Source organism: Burkholderia sp. Bp8992 (assembly GCF_003853705.1).
Taxonomy (GTDB): Bacteria; Pseudomonadota; Gammaproteobacteria; order Burkholderiales; family Burkholderiaceae; genus Burkholderia.
The window spans coordinates 217,067-232,161 of record NZ_QTQI01000002.1; the positions used below are offsets into that span (position 1 = coordinate 217,067).

At 59.1% G+C, this 15,095-nt stretch carries 6 protein-coding genes; all 6 read right to left on the bottom strand.

The genetic code is table 11. The features are described from left to right. Window positions 1–80: 80 nt before the first annotated feature. The gene (locus DIE03_RS03855) at window positions 81–695 is read right to left on the bottom strand and encodes a hypothetical protein (protein WP_124447647.1); all 615 of its coding nucleotides are present in this window, start codon (window positions 693–695) and stop codon (window positions 81–83) included. Window positions 696–864: 169 nt separating this feature from the next. After that, window positions 865–2,601 (bottom strand): ShlB/FhaC/HecB family hemolysin secretion/activation protein, encoded by a 1,737-nt coding sequence (locus DIE03_RS03860; protein ID WP_260434792.1) that lies wholly within the window; start codon window positions 2,599–2,601, stop codon window positions 865–867. Between the two features lie 104 nt (window positions 2,602–2,705). Next, complete coding sequence (locus tag DIE03_RS03865; RefSeq protein ID WP_185658094.1) at window positions 2,706–3,206, bottom strand: SMI1/KNR4 family protein; 501 nt, start codon at window positions 3,204–3,206, stop codon at window positions 2,706–2,708. Window position 3,207: 1 nt separating this feature from the next. Further along, on the bottom strand, window positions 3,208–12,780 hold the full coding sequence (locus tag DIE03_RS03870) for a hemagglutinin repeat-containing protein (RefSeq protein ID WP_124447651.1): 9,573 nt from the start codon (window positions 12,778–12,780) through the stop codon (window positions 3,208–3,210). Between the two features lie 540 nt (window positions 12,781–13,320). After that, entirely contained in the window at window positions 13,321–14,346 is a 1,026-nt protein-coding gene (locus DIE03_RS03875) for a DedA family protein/thiosulfate sulfurtransferase GlpE (RefSeq protein ID WP_124447653.1), read from the bottom strand. Between the two features lie 185 nt (window positions 14,347–14,531). Continuing rightward, complete coding sequence (locus DIE03_RS03880) at window positions 14,532–15,038, bottom strand: cupin domain-containing protein (RefSeq protein WP_124447655.1); 507 nt, start codon at window positions 15,036–15,038, stop codon at window positions 14,532–14,534. Window positions 15,039–15,095 lie beyond the last annotated feature (57 nt).

Consider the following 15,095-nt stretch of genomic DNA (forward strand, 5'->3'; position numbering starts at 1 on the left):
GCGCGGAATCGCGCGCACATTTATTTTGACAGCGTCGCACGTACGCTTCTTGATCGAGTCCAAGTAAATTCGGCGTGAAGTTACGCCCACAAGCGCCACCACTTCTTTTTTCGCGCTGGAACCTGCGCGAAACGTGGCCGCTCCGGCGGGCTGATGATGTCAGCCTCGTCCAAGGGTTGTCCATCATCGCGCCACCCCTTAAAACGTGGCGCATAACAATCCAATTCGTTTCCAGCGGCCCTGATACCGGCACACACTTTGTCGAAAGCCGCAACGCCAGATACCCCCGTCTCATCGCCATCCGCAACGCACCAGCCATTCGATTCCGCAGCCAAGGCCGCTACGATCAAATGCTGAAAATGACGTGCGCCGAGCGGCGTACCAGCACTTGTGCGCGAATACGCAACGTGTTCGAACTTTCGTACGCCCCGAGGGGCGTACGAAAAACTGTCCGAAGTGCGACGAAAAAACTCGTAGCCGAATCCTGCGAAAAAAGCCGTTTCGCGCTCGATTCGCGGAAAGTCAGGCGGAATTTCCAGAACTGCGAGCCAAAGCGTTCCGTCGCCGGATGTTGAACGCAGGCTTCGTCCGGGCGGCAACTCGATCTTGTACCCGTGCGCCGCAAGTCTTTGCAGCACACGTCGATCTAGATCGAATTGGTGAATGCCCAAGTAAGCGTGGACCTCGAAACTCATACGCTTGTGCCCCGAAGAATTGAATAACGCGGTCGGTGTCCATTCGGACAGTAACCTCTATACAGCTTTCGACCCGGACCATTCGCGCGACAGCAATCGAAAGCCGTTCGCAGACACAGCTGCGTCGAGCGCACGAAATGCCTCATCAGGTTTACGATATTTCGCCATTTCAAAACTGCGCCGTCACCTGAAATCCGACCGTCACGCGTGCAGTCGGAAATCCAGACGGTTTGTATACCGGCGTACCGGCGAACAGGTCGTAGCCGTACCCGCCGAAGCGTGTCGCTACGCTGCCTTTGACGCCAATTACCGCCCCGGCCAACTGCGTACCGACCAACGCAACCGGCTGCGGTCCCCAAACGCGACCGTAATCCAATCCTGCATAAATCGCCTGTCCGGTCTGTCCGATCGGCATCTGCAGCTCGTTGCGCCAGTAGAAACCGCGTGCCGCAGCCAGCATCGTTTCGCCGTCGAAACCGCGAACTGTGTAGCGACTGCCGATCGTCAGATCATCGATGTAGTACAGCGAGTTCCCGGTATATTGGCCGTGGATACTCGTCACGTATCGGAACGGCTGCTTCACGATCGCGAACGGCACTGACAGGTTCGCATCGAGTACCGCCATCTTGAAGCGGTAAGTCGGACCGCCACCGGCAGCAAGAATGTCGTCCTGCGCACCCAAGCCTCCGACACCCTGTCGGTACGCCAGCGTGCCGTCGAACTGCGCCCCGTCGAAGTAGTGACGGTCGGTCAGGCCGAATTCAACGAACGTGTTGTTGCGCCGCTGCTGCGGGATTTCCGTATCTTCGATGAAGCTTTGACCGAAGCGACGGGACAAGCGGACATAGCCGCCGAATACGTCGTTCTGGCTACGGGCAAGCACTCGTGCCAGTTTGAAATCGATCGTCTTCGAATTGCCGCTTGCAACGAATGTTTGATTCACGCCAGCGATTTGCTGGTAGTACGTGTTCGTGTATGCCGATAAGGTCGCGGTCCAGTACCCCCAAGGGATCGAGTAGAAGCCGTTCCAGCCGTGTGAACCAAGGCGCTTGTCACCGAGTTCGAGATCCTGGCTCACGCCGACGTTGAAGATGTCGTTTAGCCCGAGCGGGTTATCGATGCCGATCGACAGGTTGCCTTGCAGCTTGCCGGTCGCGCGCGTGCCCGAGTTGTCGATCGACGCAACGACTGTCCACGGCTTGCCACGCTTCACATCGAGCACGACATCGCTTTCGCCCGGTACGTCGCCCGGAACGATCTGCATCGATACGTCTTGACTCTGTACGCGCTTCATCTGCTCCAAACCCTGCTCTAGGTCGCGCAGGTTCAACAGCTCGCCGTCGCGCGTCGGAAACGCGGTTTTCCATGTGCCGCGTAGTTTTTCGTTAGCGAAACGCACGTGGCGGATCGTGCCGGGGATCAGTGCGACTTTCAGCGTGCCGGACGACAAATCCTGTTCAGGCAGTAGCACGCGCGTCGTGATGTACCCGCGCGAAAGAATGTCTTGCGACAACGCTTTGACAAGCACATCAAGCCCTTGCTTGCCGACGCATTGGCCCGTGTAGTATTCGAGCCATTTTCGCGCGAATGCGAAGCGATCGAGTGGCAGCGTGGACGCACCCAGCCCTTTCACCGGTGCGGGTAGTGAATCGGGAACATCGAGCGTGAAACGATCGATGCGGAAGCACGGCGTTTCGACCGGCAACGCAGGATACGCTTCGGCGTGCGGCACTTCCGAACGCATGGACGGAGCGCGCACCGCCGCGTCGCGTTGCTGCGCGTCCCGTTGCTGCTGTGCTTGTCGGTCCTGCTCTGCATTCGCACGCGCGGCGGCCGCTTGGTCGGCAGGCGTAGGCGCTTGCTGTGCCTGTACCGCGAACGTTATCAATGCCGCGAGAGGCAACACCGGTAACCGTTTCGTTAATTTTATTTTCACCTAACCCTCGACCTGCTATCTCATCGACAGTCGCTTTCAATGAGAGACATAATTAATACATTAACGTGTCGCAATTAACTCTCGCCTTTAATTTGCTTAAGGAAGTCAGGATCAATCCAGACCTCACCAACATCATTTGGATCAAGCTCAACGTCGTCCACAGAGAATGGGCGAAGTACGTCAAGAAAGTTCGATAAAGAGGGGGCGATCTTTGTAAGAGCCTTCACTCCCGGCACCTCATGGTCAAAGAAATACACCACCCCAAATTCGCGTTCCCTGATCGAAAAACAAATATAATTCCCTCCCGATGCGTAAGCAAATGGGATAAATTTCTTCGGTCCGGTTTGTTCAATAAGAGATTTGCAATAGATTATTTTATCAAAAGGAATAAATTGACTTACCCCTGCGTTGTTACCCCCGGGAATATCGAATATATTCTCTTGGATGTAAGCGCCATTCATTGTCCCAAGCAGGTCAATATATTCTTGAGGCAAACTCACCTTTATGGTTGCCTCAAGATTTTTGATTGCATCCGACGATGGCGCAGGCAATGCTTTGCGAGCCTCAATTTTCACGTCAATCTCCCGGCGGTTGAAGGACAGCGGACCCACCTGTGTGGCGCACCGCATTATGGAGGTCTTGTGGTATCAAAAGCATAGTCTGACCATTTTCGACGTGGTGCCAAACATAGCCTTCGGGAGTTTCCGATAGTCCGACCTTCTTATTGGCAAGAGCTTCATCAGTTCGATAGTTGCCCGTCAAGTTGCTGATGTCTGTTTTAGCCTTCGCGTAGGGCAAAAAATCAGGGAACCCCTGCGAATTAAATTTAATCCCTTGCGGATACTTCTGCTGAATCTCAGGCGACAGCTTGTCCATCGGAAACTGCTGGTCCGCGTATTTGCTATTAATTGGGTAGCGCCCGTTAACCAGGGGTAACCCATTGCGTCCAACGCCAGTAATGGCCGCCGCCACGCCGTAGCCGGCACCCGGTGATGCTCCGATTCCAAGCTCCGCAATCAGCTCGGACCCCTGCAACGACTTGAGCGCATCCATGCCAGCATAGCGCGTGTAGCTCTGAAGCGCTGCAGTACGGAGCGACATCAAATTCGTGTCGGACGACTTGAGATTCAGCAGCTCGTCCATCTCGGCGGCAGACAGGCTCCCGGTATTCCGAAGCTTCTGTTGCAGTTCGTTTTCGCGAGCACCGTATTCGACTTGCTGCTGCCGAAGATCGGTAAGCACGGCCTTACATGCGTCGGCACTGGCGCAGTCTTTTACCTTGGCTTCGTTCGCTTCCCAGAGCTTGCCATACTGCTGCTTGACCTTCTGGTTACACACCGACGGATCGGCTGCCGTCGAACAACTGATCTTCGCCAACGAGCGTGCGGTCTGCTCAGGCTGCGTGAGGAAGTTGTTTTCGACTTCCGTTTGTCCCGCCGTCGTTGCTGTCGCTGCGTTCAGTCCGCCAGCGGTGGCAACGCCCGCGACAATACTGGAAATCAGGTTCCCCTTGGCCTGCTTCTCCGTCGCGGTTTCGTTCGGACTATCGGTGAACAGATTGCTCAACAGGCTCGACGTCGCTGCCCCCATCGCACCAGCGCCACAATTCTGACTACTTGCAGCCGCGCCAGCACAGGCCACGATCGCATGCATTGCTGCGTGCAGCGGACTGCCTTCTGTGACCGCGCCCGTCTTGACAAGATCACCAATGTACGACGCGCCCTGTTGTTGCAAGTAGTTCACGACGCCGGCTTGAACAAACTGTCCGCTGCTACCCGTAACGTTACCGCCTGCTGCTGCCGTCAACGCCGACAGTACCTGCCGGTAGGTCCCACCCGGCCCCCAATCTGCCATCAACTGATCGGCTTTCTGCTGAGCTGCTGCCCGTTGTTCGGGCGTCAGGTCGAGATTCTTCGATGCTGCTTTTGCTGCATCCGCTTCCTTTAACCGATTATCGACAAACGTGCCAGCCTGATTGATGAACTGACTGGTGATATCAAACCCGGCCTGCACCTTGTCCTTGTCGAAAATCGGCGCGAGCGTGCCGCCCGTATTCGACGTATCACGATTGACGCTCGCGACTGTCTCGTCGGCGGACTTGCCGGTCATCTGCTGTTGCTTCGCGTTGTCGGTGATCTTGAGCGAACCGCCACTGATCCCGCTACGCGTGGTTGAACTCGCATTGTCCGATGCGCTCAGCGCAATCGGGGGAGTAGCGGAAAATCCGCCGCGATCCGGGAGGTTCGTGCCGGCAACCGGATTTACGTTATCAGCCGTTCCCATTTGGTTCTTGCCGATGCCGCCGCCGTAACCGCCAGAAATCCCGACCGACGACGCGTCGTACGACGCGTGATTCTGGATATCGCTCGTCGTCAGCGTCGCCGTCGTCAGGCTGTTCTTGCCGTCCTGTACAGCCTTGTCGTTACTCGCGATCACGCCGCCTTTCAGGTCCGTATTACCCTTTACATCGACCTGGTAACCGCCGTCGCCAGCCTTGATGCCCGACTGTTCGGCGACGGACGCGTAGTCGCTGTTCATCTTCTGCTGACTGATGTTGCCCGATACACTCGACGGGCCGGCGCACAACGGCGGCACGCACACGCTGACCGATACGCCTGCGCCTTGTTGCTTCGAATTGTAATGGTCAGTGTCCTGCAAGCTCTCGACGTTCAGGTTGCCGCCCACGTCCGCGACGACTTGCTTGCCGGACGCGACCGCGCCCTTGATGTTCGTATCGCCGCCGGATTGAATCGTCAGCGTGTCGCCTGCCGTGACGTGCGTATTCGTCCAAGCGGTTGAATTGCCATCGGTGTTTCCTCGATTGCCCGCGACGCCAGCCGTGAATGCAATCCCATTCTGCTTGCCGCCCCCAATCGACACGCCGACACCGAAGCTTCCGCCACTATTCTTCGATGACTGGCTGCTGGTACTTTCAGCCGCTTCCAGATTCACCTTGCCGTCTGCGGCAAGCTTGGCGTTGCCACCGGCCGAAATCGTACTACCGATCACGTCGATATTGCTATCGGCACCAGCGCCCGTTGCCTTTATCGATACGTTGCGGCCAGCCGACACCGTACTACCGACTGCCGTACTCGCTTGCGATTGCGACTGGTTGTCGCTCTTGCTCGCGCCGACGGAAATATTGATACCGACGGTCTTGCCGAGTGCCGACGGATCGCCGCCGCCCGTTGCATCATAGGCGTTCTTCGCAGCGAGGCCCGTCGTTGCGGCCGCCAGCGCGGTCAGACGTGCATCGCCCTTGGTTTTGCCGGCCGCTTCGACCATTTGCCTGCCGGTCTGTGCCAAGGCGATGACGGGGCTGGTCACGCCGACCGTCACGCCAGCCTGTCTGTATTGCTGCTGTTCCGCCTGACTCATCGTGTCGTAAGCCGAATCGATCTTGACAGTCTTGCCTTCGAGCGACACGTCATTACCTGCGTGCAACGTGCTACCGGTAGCGTTCAGGTTGCTTCCGGCGGTCACATTCAGATTCCCGTTCAAGGAACCGACCATGCTGCCGGTGTTCGTGACTTCCGTCGAATGCTGCTGATCCGTCATCGAGCGCGTGCCGATCGAAACCGACATGCCTCCGTTCGACATGAGGCCCGATTCCTTTTTCTCGAAGCTGTTCGCCGACTTCAACGTATCCTGCGAAGTCGTGATTCTGACGTCACGCGCTGCGTTCAGATCGACATCGTTTGTGCCGACAACGTTGCTGCCCTGAACCGTGATGTCCTTGCCGGACTGAATCCTGACGGTATCGCCCGATACGGTGCTCGCGACACCGATGTTAGCTTGCGTGTCGTGCGATTCCTTGGTGGTCGAACCCGATACGAAACTGCCGCGCTTCGTCTGGACGTTCTTGTAGCTGTCGTGTTCCTCGCGGCCTTCGTTGATCGTCACGTTACCGCTGCCGGCAATCGTCACACCGCCCGGCGTCGCGCTGTTGGTACCCGACGTAACCGACGAGCCCGTCAAAGTGACATTGCCTTTCGACGCATCAGCGATGTTGATGGCCGACAATGCTGCATTGCGACCAGCCAAGAAGGTCGTGCCGACAGCGGTTTCGTCGTAGGTATGATCGACTTCCTTGCGTGCGCGCCCGTCGGTCGCGACGTTATCGAGCTTGGTGGTATCGGCGACCGTCGTCGCTGTGAGATTGCCTCCAGCCATCACCGACAAATCTTTGCCGGCCGAAACGGTCGCACCCTTGAGCGTCGTATCGTTTCCGCTCTGCATGACAAGATTGCCGTCTGCCTTGATGCCGCTCGCCACATTTTTCGTGGCGGATTCTTCCCAATGCCGTTGATCGTTCAATCTCATCGATTGGTTCGTGGTTGACTGAACCGTATCGATGTTGATGTTACGGCCAGCCATTGCCATCGCATCGCCGCCAGCCGACAGATTTGCACCATGAAGCGTCAGGTCGCGACCAACCTGAACGGCAAGATCACCCGTTGCCGCGATCGTGCCTTGCTGGCCGATCAGGCTCGTGCTGACCTTGCTTGCACCGGATGCGCCAGTTGCGCCCACGGCATCAACCAGCGTCGTGTTGACGATATCGCGACCTGCCAGAACGGCAACCCGATTGCCGGTAATCTGACCCGACGCGTTGACCACATCGTTGCTCGCCGACACGACCGTCGCGCCGTTCGTGCCGCTGCTCGCAATCGTACCGCCACGATTCAAAATGTCGGTCGCCGTCAGCACGGTTTTCGTTCCGCCCTTGATCACGCCGGAATTCGTTGCGCTACCCGTCGCATGAATTTCCACATCATCCGCTGCGATCAACGCACCAGTCGGTTGCAGATCGTTCGCATGCGTCTGCGCCATGTAGACGACAGGCGCCAGCACGTGCGTCGTGCCGCCGTTCGGCAACGTTACTGTCTGATCGACCAGCCACACGATATCGCTCGTCAGCGCATCCATTTGCGCGGCCGTCAGTGCCATCCCCGGCACCAGGCCGAACTCTTTTGCGTAATTCGCCCCGTTCGTCATCAACGCACGATATTCATCCTCGGCACTCGCGTAACCCGGCAAGAAAGTGCGGCCCGTCAGTTGCGTGATCTGATTGCGCACCATCTGCTGCTCATACATCCCGTCACCGAGGCGCTTTTCGATGCTCGCCGGGTTCAGGTTCAACTGGCCGAGCATGTAGTCGCTCGAAATGAAGTTCGTATAGCTCGTCAGGCGCGGATCGGTCACGATCAAGTACGGCTGGCCGGGTGCATCGTGAATCGAATAAAGACCGCTCGTCGGCAACGTGATCGGCAGTGCGCCCGACGCATTCGCGACCGATTGCTGCGCGCCAACCGGTGTCGATGAGCCGCCTGCGGCACCGACCGGGGTCAGCTTGCCACCAGATACGCCCGCATTGGCCGAATTATTTCCAAGCGTGCCGCCGGTTGCGCCAGTCGAAGAATTCTGCGCGGTGACGTTCTGGTTGTTGACATCCTTCGCGTCGATGATCACCGACTGGTTGGCGATGATCGTGCCGCCTGTTCCACCAATGGCAACCGGCGTGTACACCTTCGAAGGCTGAACGATCGTGCCGCGATCCTGCGTCGTATCCTCGTTCCACGCGTACATCGATACGATGTTGTCGGTCTGATACTGATACAGTGTCCGCCCAACGTTGTTCACGACCGTACCGCCGTAGCTGCCGGACCCTGCACTGCCGGACACATCCGAATCGCCGATCTTGATCGACCCGCCCGCCGCGATCGAGCTGTATTCGTTGTTGATCGTGCCGACGTTCTTCATCACGATGTTGTTGCCCGCCACGAGTTGCGCTTGCTGCGCCTGGCTTGCAATCTTGTCCTGCTGAACCGTGGTCGTCGTGTCGCGCCAAATTTCGACACGCTGATAACCGTTGTGGCCATCGCTGCGCGTCTTGTATTCCGAATCCGGAACGTAGTTGACGCGCGGATCGTACGCATCCCAATAGTTGACCGTAACCGTACCGTCCGCATTGGTCGTCAGCGTGTTGTAGTAAATCGTCTGCTGCTTGCCGTTCACGTTCACGACCAACACCTTGTCAGTCGCGCTAGGCCCGGACGTTTCCGATACAACCTGAGAAGGGCTATAGGTTGACGTGAGTGGCGTCTTGTAGCCGTTGACCCACATTGCCTGCGAGCATCCGCCGTTCGGATCCGCATTCATCGTCGCGCACACGATGTACTTCTGACGCTTGGTTTCGTGCTTGCTCGTCGTGCTCGTGGTTTCAGTGGTCACCACGGGAGCCGGACGCGTATTCGTGAACGTACCGGCTGCGAGCTCGACATTACCCTGCGCTTCGATCGTGGACTGATCGTTCAAGACATTTTGCGTACGGTTCGCGAGAAACCCGTTCGCGTCCCGCTGACCGCTCGCGGCGATATTGATATCGCCAACGCTGAAGACATTCGCGCCGCCCGTGTTCGACAACTGGTTGGACGCGTACAAATTCACCCGTTCGGCTGCGGCGATCACCGCCGCTGCACCGCTATTGTTGATCGTGCTCGCATTGGCGGTGACTTCGCGGCCGATGATCGTCGCGGTGTTGTTCAGCGTCGTGCTGTTGGTCGTAACCGTATCGCCTTCGATGCGACCTGCGTTATCGATCGTGCCGCCGTTCGCGTTGACCGTCGTCGTGCTGGAATTCAGATCAGCGCCTGCGTGATTCTCCACGCTCGCAGCATTCACCGTCAGTGCGCCGTTCGCATCCAGCACGCCTTGGTTCGTCAGCTTGCCCGACGTGGAAAACGTGAGGTCACCGTTTGCATGCAACTTATTCGCCGTGGTCTGCGTGTAGTCGCTACCGAGCGTCACCACACCATTTCGGCCCGCTACGATCGATCCATCACCGCTCAACGCACTCGCGGTCAACGTCAGGTCCTGATCGCTGCCGATAACGCCGTTCTGGTTGGAAAACGTGCCGGTCTGGATTGAAATACTGCCGCCACTGCCTGCGTCGTTGCCGATTTTGCCGGACGTGTTATCGATTGATGCCGTGTTCAACGACAGTGCGCCGTTTGCACGGATCGATCCGGCCTGATTCGACAACGCAGCGTTTGCCGCGCTCAGCTTGAGGTTGTTCGCGGCCGACAGTACACCACTCGCATTACTTACGTTATCTGCAACGTTCAACGTCAGATCGTGGCCGGAGAGCGTCTGACCGCCTTGTGCATTCGTCAACGTTTGGGCGGTCAGCGTAACATCGCCATTACCGCCGATCGTGCCCGCCCCCGCTTTGCCGGACGCGTTCGTGTTCGTGATCGACGCGCCGCCATCGATCGTCGTTGCACCGCTGCCGATATTCGCGATACGTCCGTCGCTGTTGTCAACGCTGGAACTCGAGACGGCGAGCATGGATGTTGCGCCGTTCGCTTCAATTTGGCCCGCGTTATTAATCACGGCACCTTGCGCGCGAAGCGACAGATTGCCATTCGACTGAACAAGACCAGCGCTATTCGCAATTTGACCGTTCGACTGCACGGACAGCGATTGCGCCGCCAGCAGCGACCCGTTCGAATTATCGACACTGCCAGCAGTCACCGATACATCACCGTTGCCGCCGATCGTGCCGTTCGCGGTGTTGGTCAGCGCATTCGTCGTCGTAACCGACAGCGCGCTCGCGCCCACGTTTTTAAGCGAACCTCCATCATTCGCGAGACTGTCGGCCGTCACTGAAACGCCGTTGTTCGCTTCGAGCGTGCCCGCACGGTTATCGATAGCGCCTTGAGCCTTCAACGCAATGCTGTCCGCACCGACGTAGCCGCCCGCATGGTTATCGAGCGACTGCACATCGAGCGCCGCCTGTCGCTGCGCGGCCAGCGTACCTGCGCTATTCGATACGGCTGCAGCTTTCAGGCTCAACGCGCCATTGGTCGCGATCGTGCCGCCTTGGTTCGACAATGCGCCAGTCGAAATCGACAGCGCACCGCTTCCGGCGTGAGTAATTTTCCCGTGGTCGTTGATCAGCGTTGCGGGCGTCAGGTTCAGGTCGGTGCTGTTGGTCTGAATAACGCCGTTGCTCGAATTATCGAGTGTGTTCGAGACGGCGACATTCATTGCGCCGGTCCCGGTTTGTGTCATGGTGCCGCCGTGGTTCGATAAATTCGTCGCCCCGAGCGACAACTGCGCTGCCTGTACCGAACCCGCATCGTTGCTCAGCGTCGCGGCATTCACGGTCGCGGACTGTCTGGCCGTGATGCTGCCAGAACCGTTCGTCAACTGCGCACCCGCATTGATCACTGCGTTTTGTGCAGCCGACAACGTACCGCTGCCGTTGTCGAGGGATTGCGTGCCGACATTCAGATTTGTTTGCGCACTGACCGCGCCGTGGTTCACGACGCTGCCCGATTGAATCGCCACGCCGCCGTTGCCACCGATGACACCGCCTTGGGCGCCGAGTGCGGTCGTACCGGCTGCATTCGTCAGTTGCTCCGTCGTGGTAATGGACAGACCGTCCGAATTCAGCGACGTAACGCGACCTGCGCTGTTGTCCAACGCGCTTCCCGAAATATTCATTCCGGCCGCGCTCTGGATCGTGCCCTGGTTGTTCGCGATTGCACCGCCGCGCACCTGCATCGCATTTTCCGAAACCAGCGTGCCGCCCTGATTCGCGATTGCGCCGTCCGACTGCACGTTCAGCGGACCTTGCGCCGAGATCTTGCCGCTTTGATTCGAAATGCTGCCTGCGGTCAACGTTGCGTTGCCTTGGCTCGACAGCGTGCCGCGATCGTTGATCAACGCACCCGCTGCGTTCGCATTGAGAGCGCCCAGCGCACTCGTTGTCGCATTCGAGAGGTTCAGATCCCCGGCGCTTGCGCTCAGCGACACGTTACCGTTCGCCGCCGTCTGGCTACCCGCGAGGCTCACGGCAGCACCTGAAATCGACGCGCTCCCACCCGCAACGTTCTGGCCGGTCGCCGTCAATTGGCCGGTGCTCGACAGATTCAGATCGCCGCTTTTCCCGACGAAACCATCGTTATTTACACCCGCGCCGAGCGTCCCGGTCGAATTGATGCTACCTGCACTGACCGTCGTATTTTGCTGCGCGGCGAGCGTGCCGCTGTTCGACAATGTACCGGCTGCTGAAACGTTTGCGCTCTGTTGCGCATACGTCGTGCCGCTGTTTTGAACACTGTTTGCGGTTGCCGTGAGATTTCCGCTCGCAGTCGTCTTGCCCGTGAGTACGAGTTGGCCGTTGGATTGCAGCGTCAGGTCGCCCGCTTGTGCCGCGATCGTCCCGGCGTTCGCGACACCGACACCGTTCTCGTTCGATACAAGAAAGACCCTGTTCGCGTACATGCCGCCGAGTTGGCTCACGTCGATTGCGATCGTCGGTGCCGCACCATCGCCAGCGATCGGTGTCGCCGCCAGCGTGTCGTGGTTGACTTGGTTCGCACCTGCGACGACGTTCAGATTCTTTGCGTAAATGGCTGCATTGGCCTGCACTGCGCGCGAAATCAAGTCGACCTGATCGACATTCGATGCATTCAGGCCAGCACCGCTGACGGAAATCAGGCCGCGCGACACGTTGAATCCACCGAGCGATCCATCGGCGCCGTAATACGGCGTGCCGGTCGTGAGAACGGCTCTCGACGTATTGATGAATCCGCCGCCGTCAACCTGAATACCGGCACTGTTCGACAAGATCATTTCGGCACGATTACCCGCGACCTCGACGTAACCTCGCAGTTGCGACGGCGCATTGCTGTTGACCTGGTTGACGATGATCCGCGCAGACTGGCCCGCACCGAAATTGGGGTTGCCGTTGATCATCCCCGCCTGCTGCGTGTTGACGATCGTCGGCGAGTTGTTCAGGATCGCGCCTGGTTTTTGTACGTCGAACTGGTTGTACGTGTTCACCGACACGCCAGCGCCTGACGGTGCGGCAATATTCACCTGCGGGATGCCACTCTGCGTCTGAATTACATGAGTGCTCGTTCCCGGAGTCGGTGCGATTTGAGCGAAACTGAATAGCGGCACACCAAACAGCAATGCAGCCGCCATCGCGATCGGTTGCCAAACGATCCGCAGGCCCGATGGCGTGCTCACGCCTTTGGAATTCCCGGCTGCATGCGGCGACGTACCGTTTTCCTGAACGACCATCATCGCGCCCCGCGCGCGATTGAACACAACCCGATAGCATTTCTTGTTCATTCTTCGTTGACGCGCACTGCGCCCCTGCTTGCGGTCTTATTTGAATTCAACGTCGCCAAGACCGAACGTAATTCGCCGTCTGGTCTTGAACGCGCTTGCAACGGATAGTCAGAGCGACAACGCCTCTCATGCATGTCGCGACTGCGAAACAGTGTTCGCAACTGGTCCCCTCTTATCCGCTGCGCGATCCTAGCAGAAGCGATTACCGCACACTGTCAGAAATGATTAACGCGACGCGAGGAGCATCGGCCTTCCCTGCTCCAGCAGGCAGAGATATTAAAAAGTTCTGAATAGTTAATATTTTTATAATGTTTTCAGATTGTTAATTCTGAGGCGGGATGCGATTTTATTGAGATAGGTGCGACGCAGTTTTAGATGCAGCGTCAATCGACCGATCGCGACCGGATGCTCATGACATTGTTAGCCGAACGATTGCGAGATAAGCGGCGATAGCGCCGCGAAATTCGCTTGCCTACAATATATAAATCAAGATAGAAAAATATGCGCTCTCGAGCGCCGAAACCAGCAACGCTGACCGCATCACTTCGACAACGTCGCCCGCACCGTATATTCGCCTTCGAGCGCGCCGTGTTCGGGCCGCACGAAATACCGCGACGAATCCAGATCGGCCGGCAGCGGCTCGACCGGATAACCGTGCTTCTCCCACGCATCGAGGCCGCCCTTCAGCGCGCGGATGTTGTGGATCATCTTCTTGCGCTGCATCTTCGCGATCAGGCGCTTGGCCGTGGCCTCGTTCGGGCACACGCAGTAAACGACGATCGGCCGTTTCAGCATTTCCGGGTCGAGCAGGTCCGGCGAATCGAGATCGACCGGCACGGCGCCGGCGATCCGGTACGGCTCGCGCTCGCGGATCGCTTTCGGCCGCGCATCGAAGATCAGCGGCGGCTCGTCCGACGTCATCATCTCGACGAGCTGCGGCGGCGAAATGCGCACCTGCGCGAGATAGCGGCGGAACTGCACGCGGCGCACCCAGCGGTACAGCAGGAACGTGATGAAGATCGCGAGGAACGCGTCGAGGATCGTGCCGCCGCTCGCGCGCACCCACAGCACGAACTGGACGATCTGGTCGTGAATGGCCGCGCCGCCGACCAGCCAGAACGCGGCCCACAGCGACGCGCCGGCCAGGTCCCAGAACAGGAACACGCCGACGCCGATCGCGGTCGTGCCGAGCAGCGGCGCCGACACGAGGCCGAGGCCCGGCAGGAACTTGGACAACACGAGCAGCGGCGCGCCGTATCTTTCGAATACGTTACGGGCGAAGCGCAGCGTCGTGTCGAGCGACAGCGAGAAGCGCACGAGGCCGTTCAGCAGGCGCCGGCCGCGCGTGCGGCCCATGAAGAACCACAGCGAATCGGCGAGCATCGTCGCGCCAATCGCCGCCGCGAACATGCTGACCCACGACGCCTGCCCCATTGCCGCCATCGTGCCGCCGAGAATCAGCATCGGCACGGCCGGCACCGGCACGCCGAGCTGCGTGATCAACACGCTCGCGAACACGGCCCACGGGCCGAGCGACGATGGAATAGCGATGGGAAAGTGCCACACGGCGGCGCTCCTGGAAGACATGCGGGCCGCGCGACAGGGCCGTCGGTACGGCGGCGCAACGGCCGCCGCGGCACGTCCGCGACCGACCGGTGCATCCTGCGCATTCTAAACGGGTTTGGCCTCGACCGCGCGGAACACGGGAGATCGGCACGGGCTTTGCGCGCGGCGTGACGCGACCGTGACCGTCACACGTCGGAGCGCTGCGCGAGCCGCGCGACGTGTTCCGCGTAGTCGGGAAACGCGGCGGCCAGCGCGGCCGCATCGGCCAGCTCGAATTCCGCGAACTCGAAGCCCGGCGCCACCGTGCAGCCGACGAGCGCGACATGCTCGGGCGACGCGCAGCGCGCACCGAACCAGCTCCCGGCCGGCACGACCGCCTGGAACACCGTGCCCGGATGCGTGAGCGGGTTGCCGAGCCGGTGGATCGTCAGCCCGTCGTGCTCGTCGAGCACCCACACTTCGATCGGGTCGCCCGCATAGAAATGCCAGACTTCGTCGGAGCGGATCCGGTGCCACGACGAATACGCGCCGTCGCACAACAGGTAGTAGATCGCGGTCGACGCGGCGCGTGGCGCACCGTCGGCCGGACGCACCACCGAATCGGTCGCGCGGTAGGTTTCGCGGAAATAGCCGCCTTCGGGATGCGGCTGCAGGTCGAACTGGCGAATCAGGTCGGGGGCGGAGATCGGCATGGCGGATGACGTCGGTAAGGTAGAAAACCGGCATCCGGCAGCCGGCCGGGTTCATCA

Bases quoted from the DNA above. Each gene is read 5' to 3' on its own strand.
- DIE03_RS03880 (WP_124447655.1), bottom strand. From the start codon at position 15,038: ATGCCGATCTCCGCCCCCGACCTGATTCGCCAGTTCGACCTGCAGCCG.
- DIE03_RS03855 (WP_124447647.1), bottom strand. From the start codon at position 695: ATGAGTTTCGAGGTCCACGCTTACTTGGGCATTCACCAATTCGATCTA.
- DIE03_RS03870 (WP_124447651.1), bottom strand. From the start codon at position 12,780: ATGAACAAGAAATGCTATCGGGTTGTGTTCAATCGCGCGCGGGGCGCG.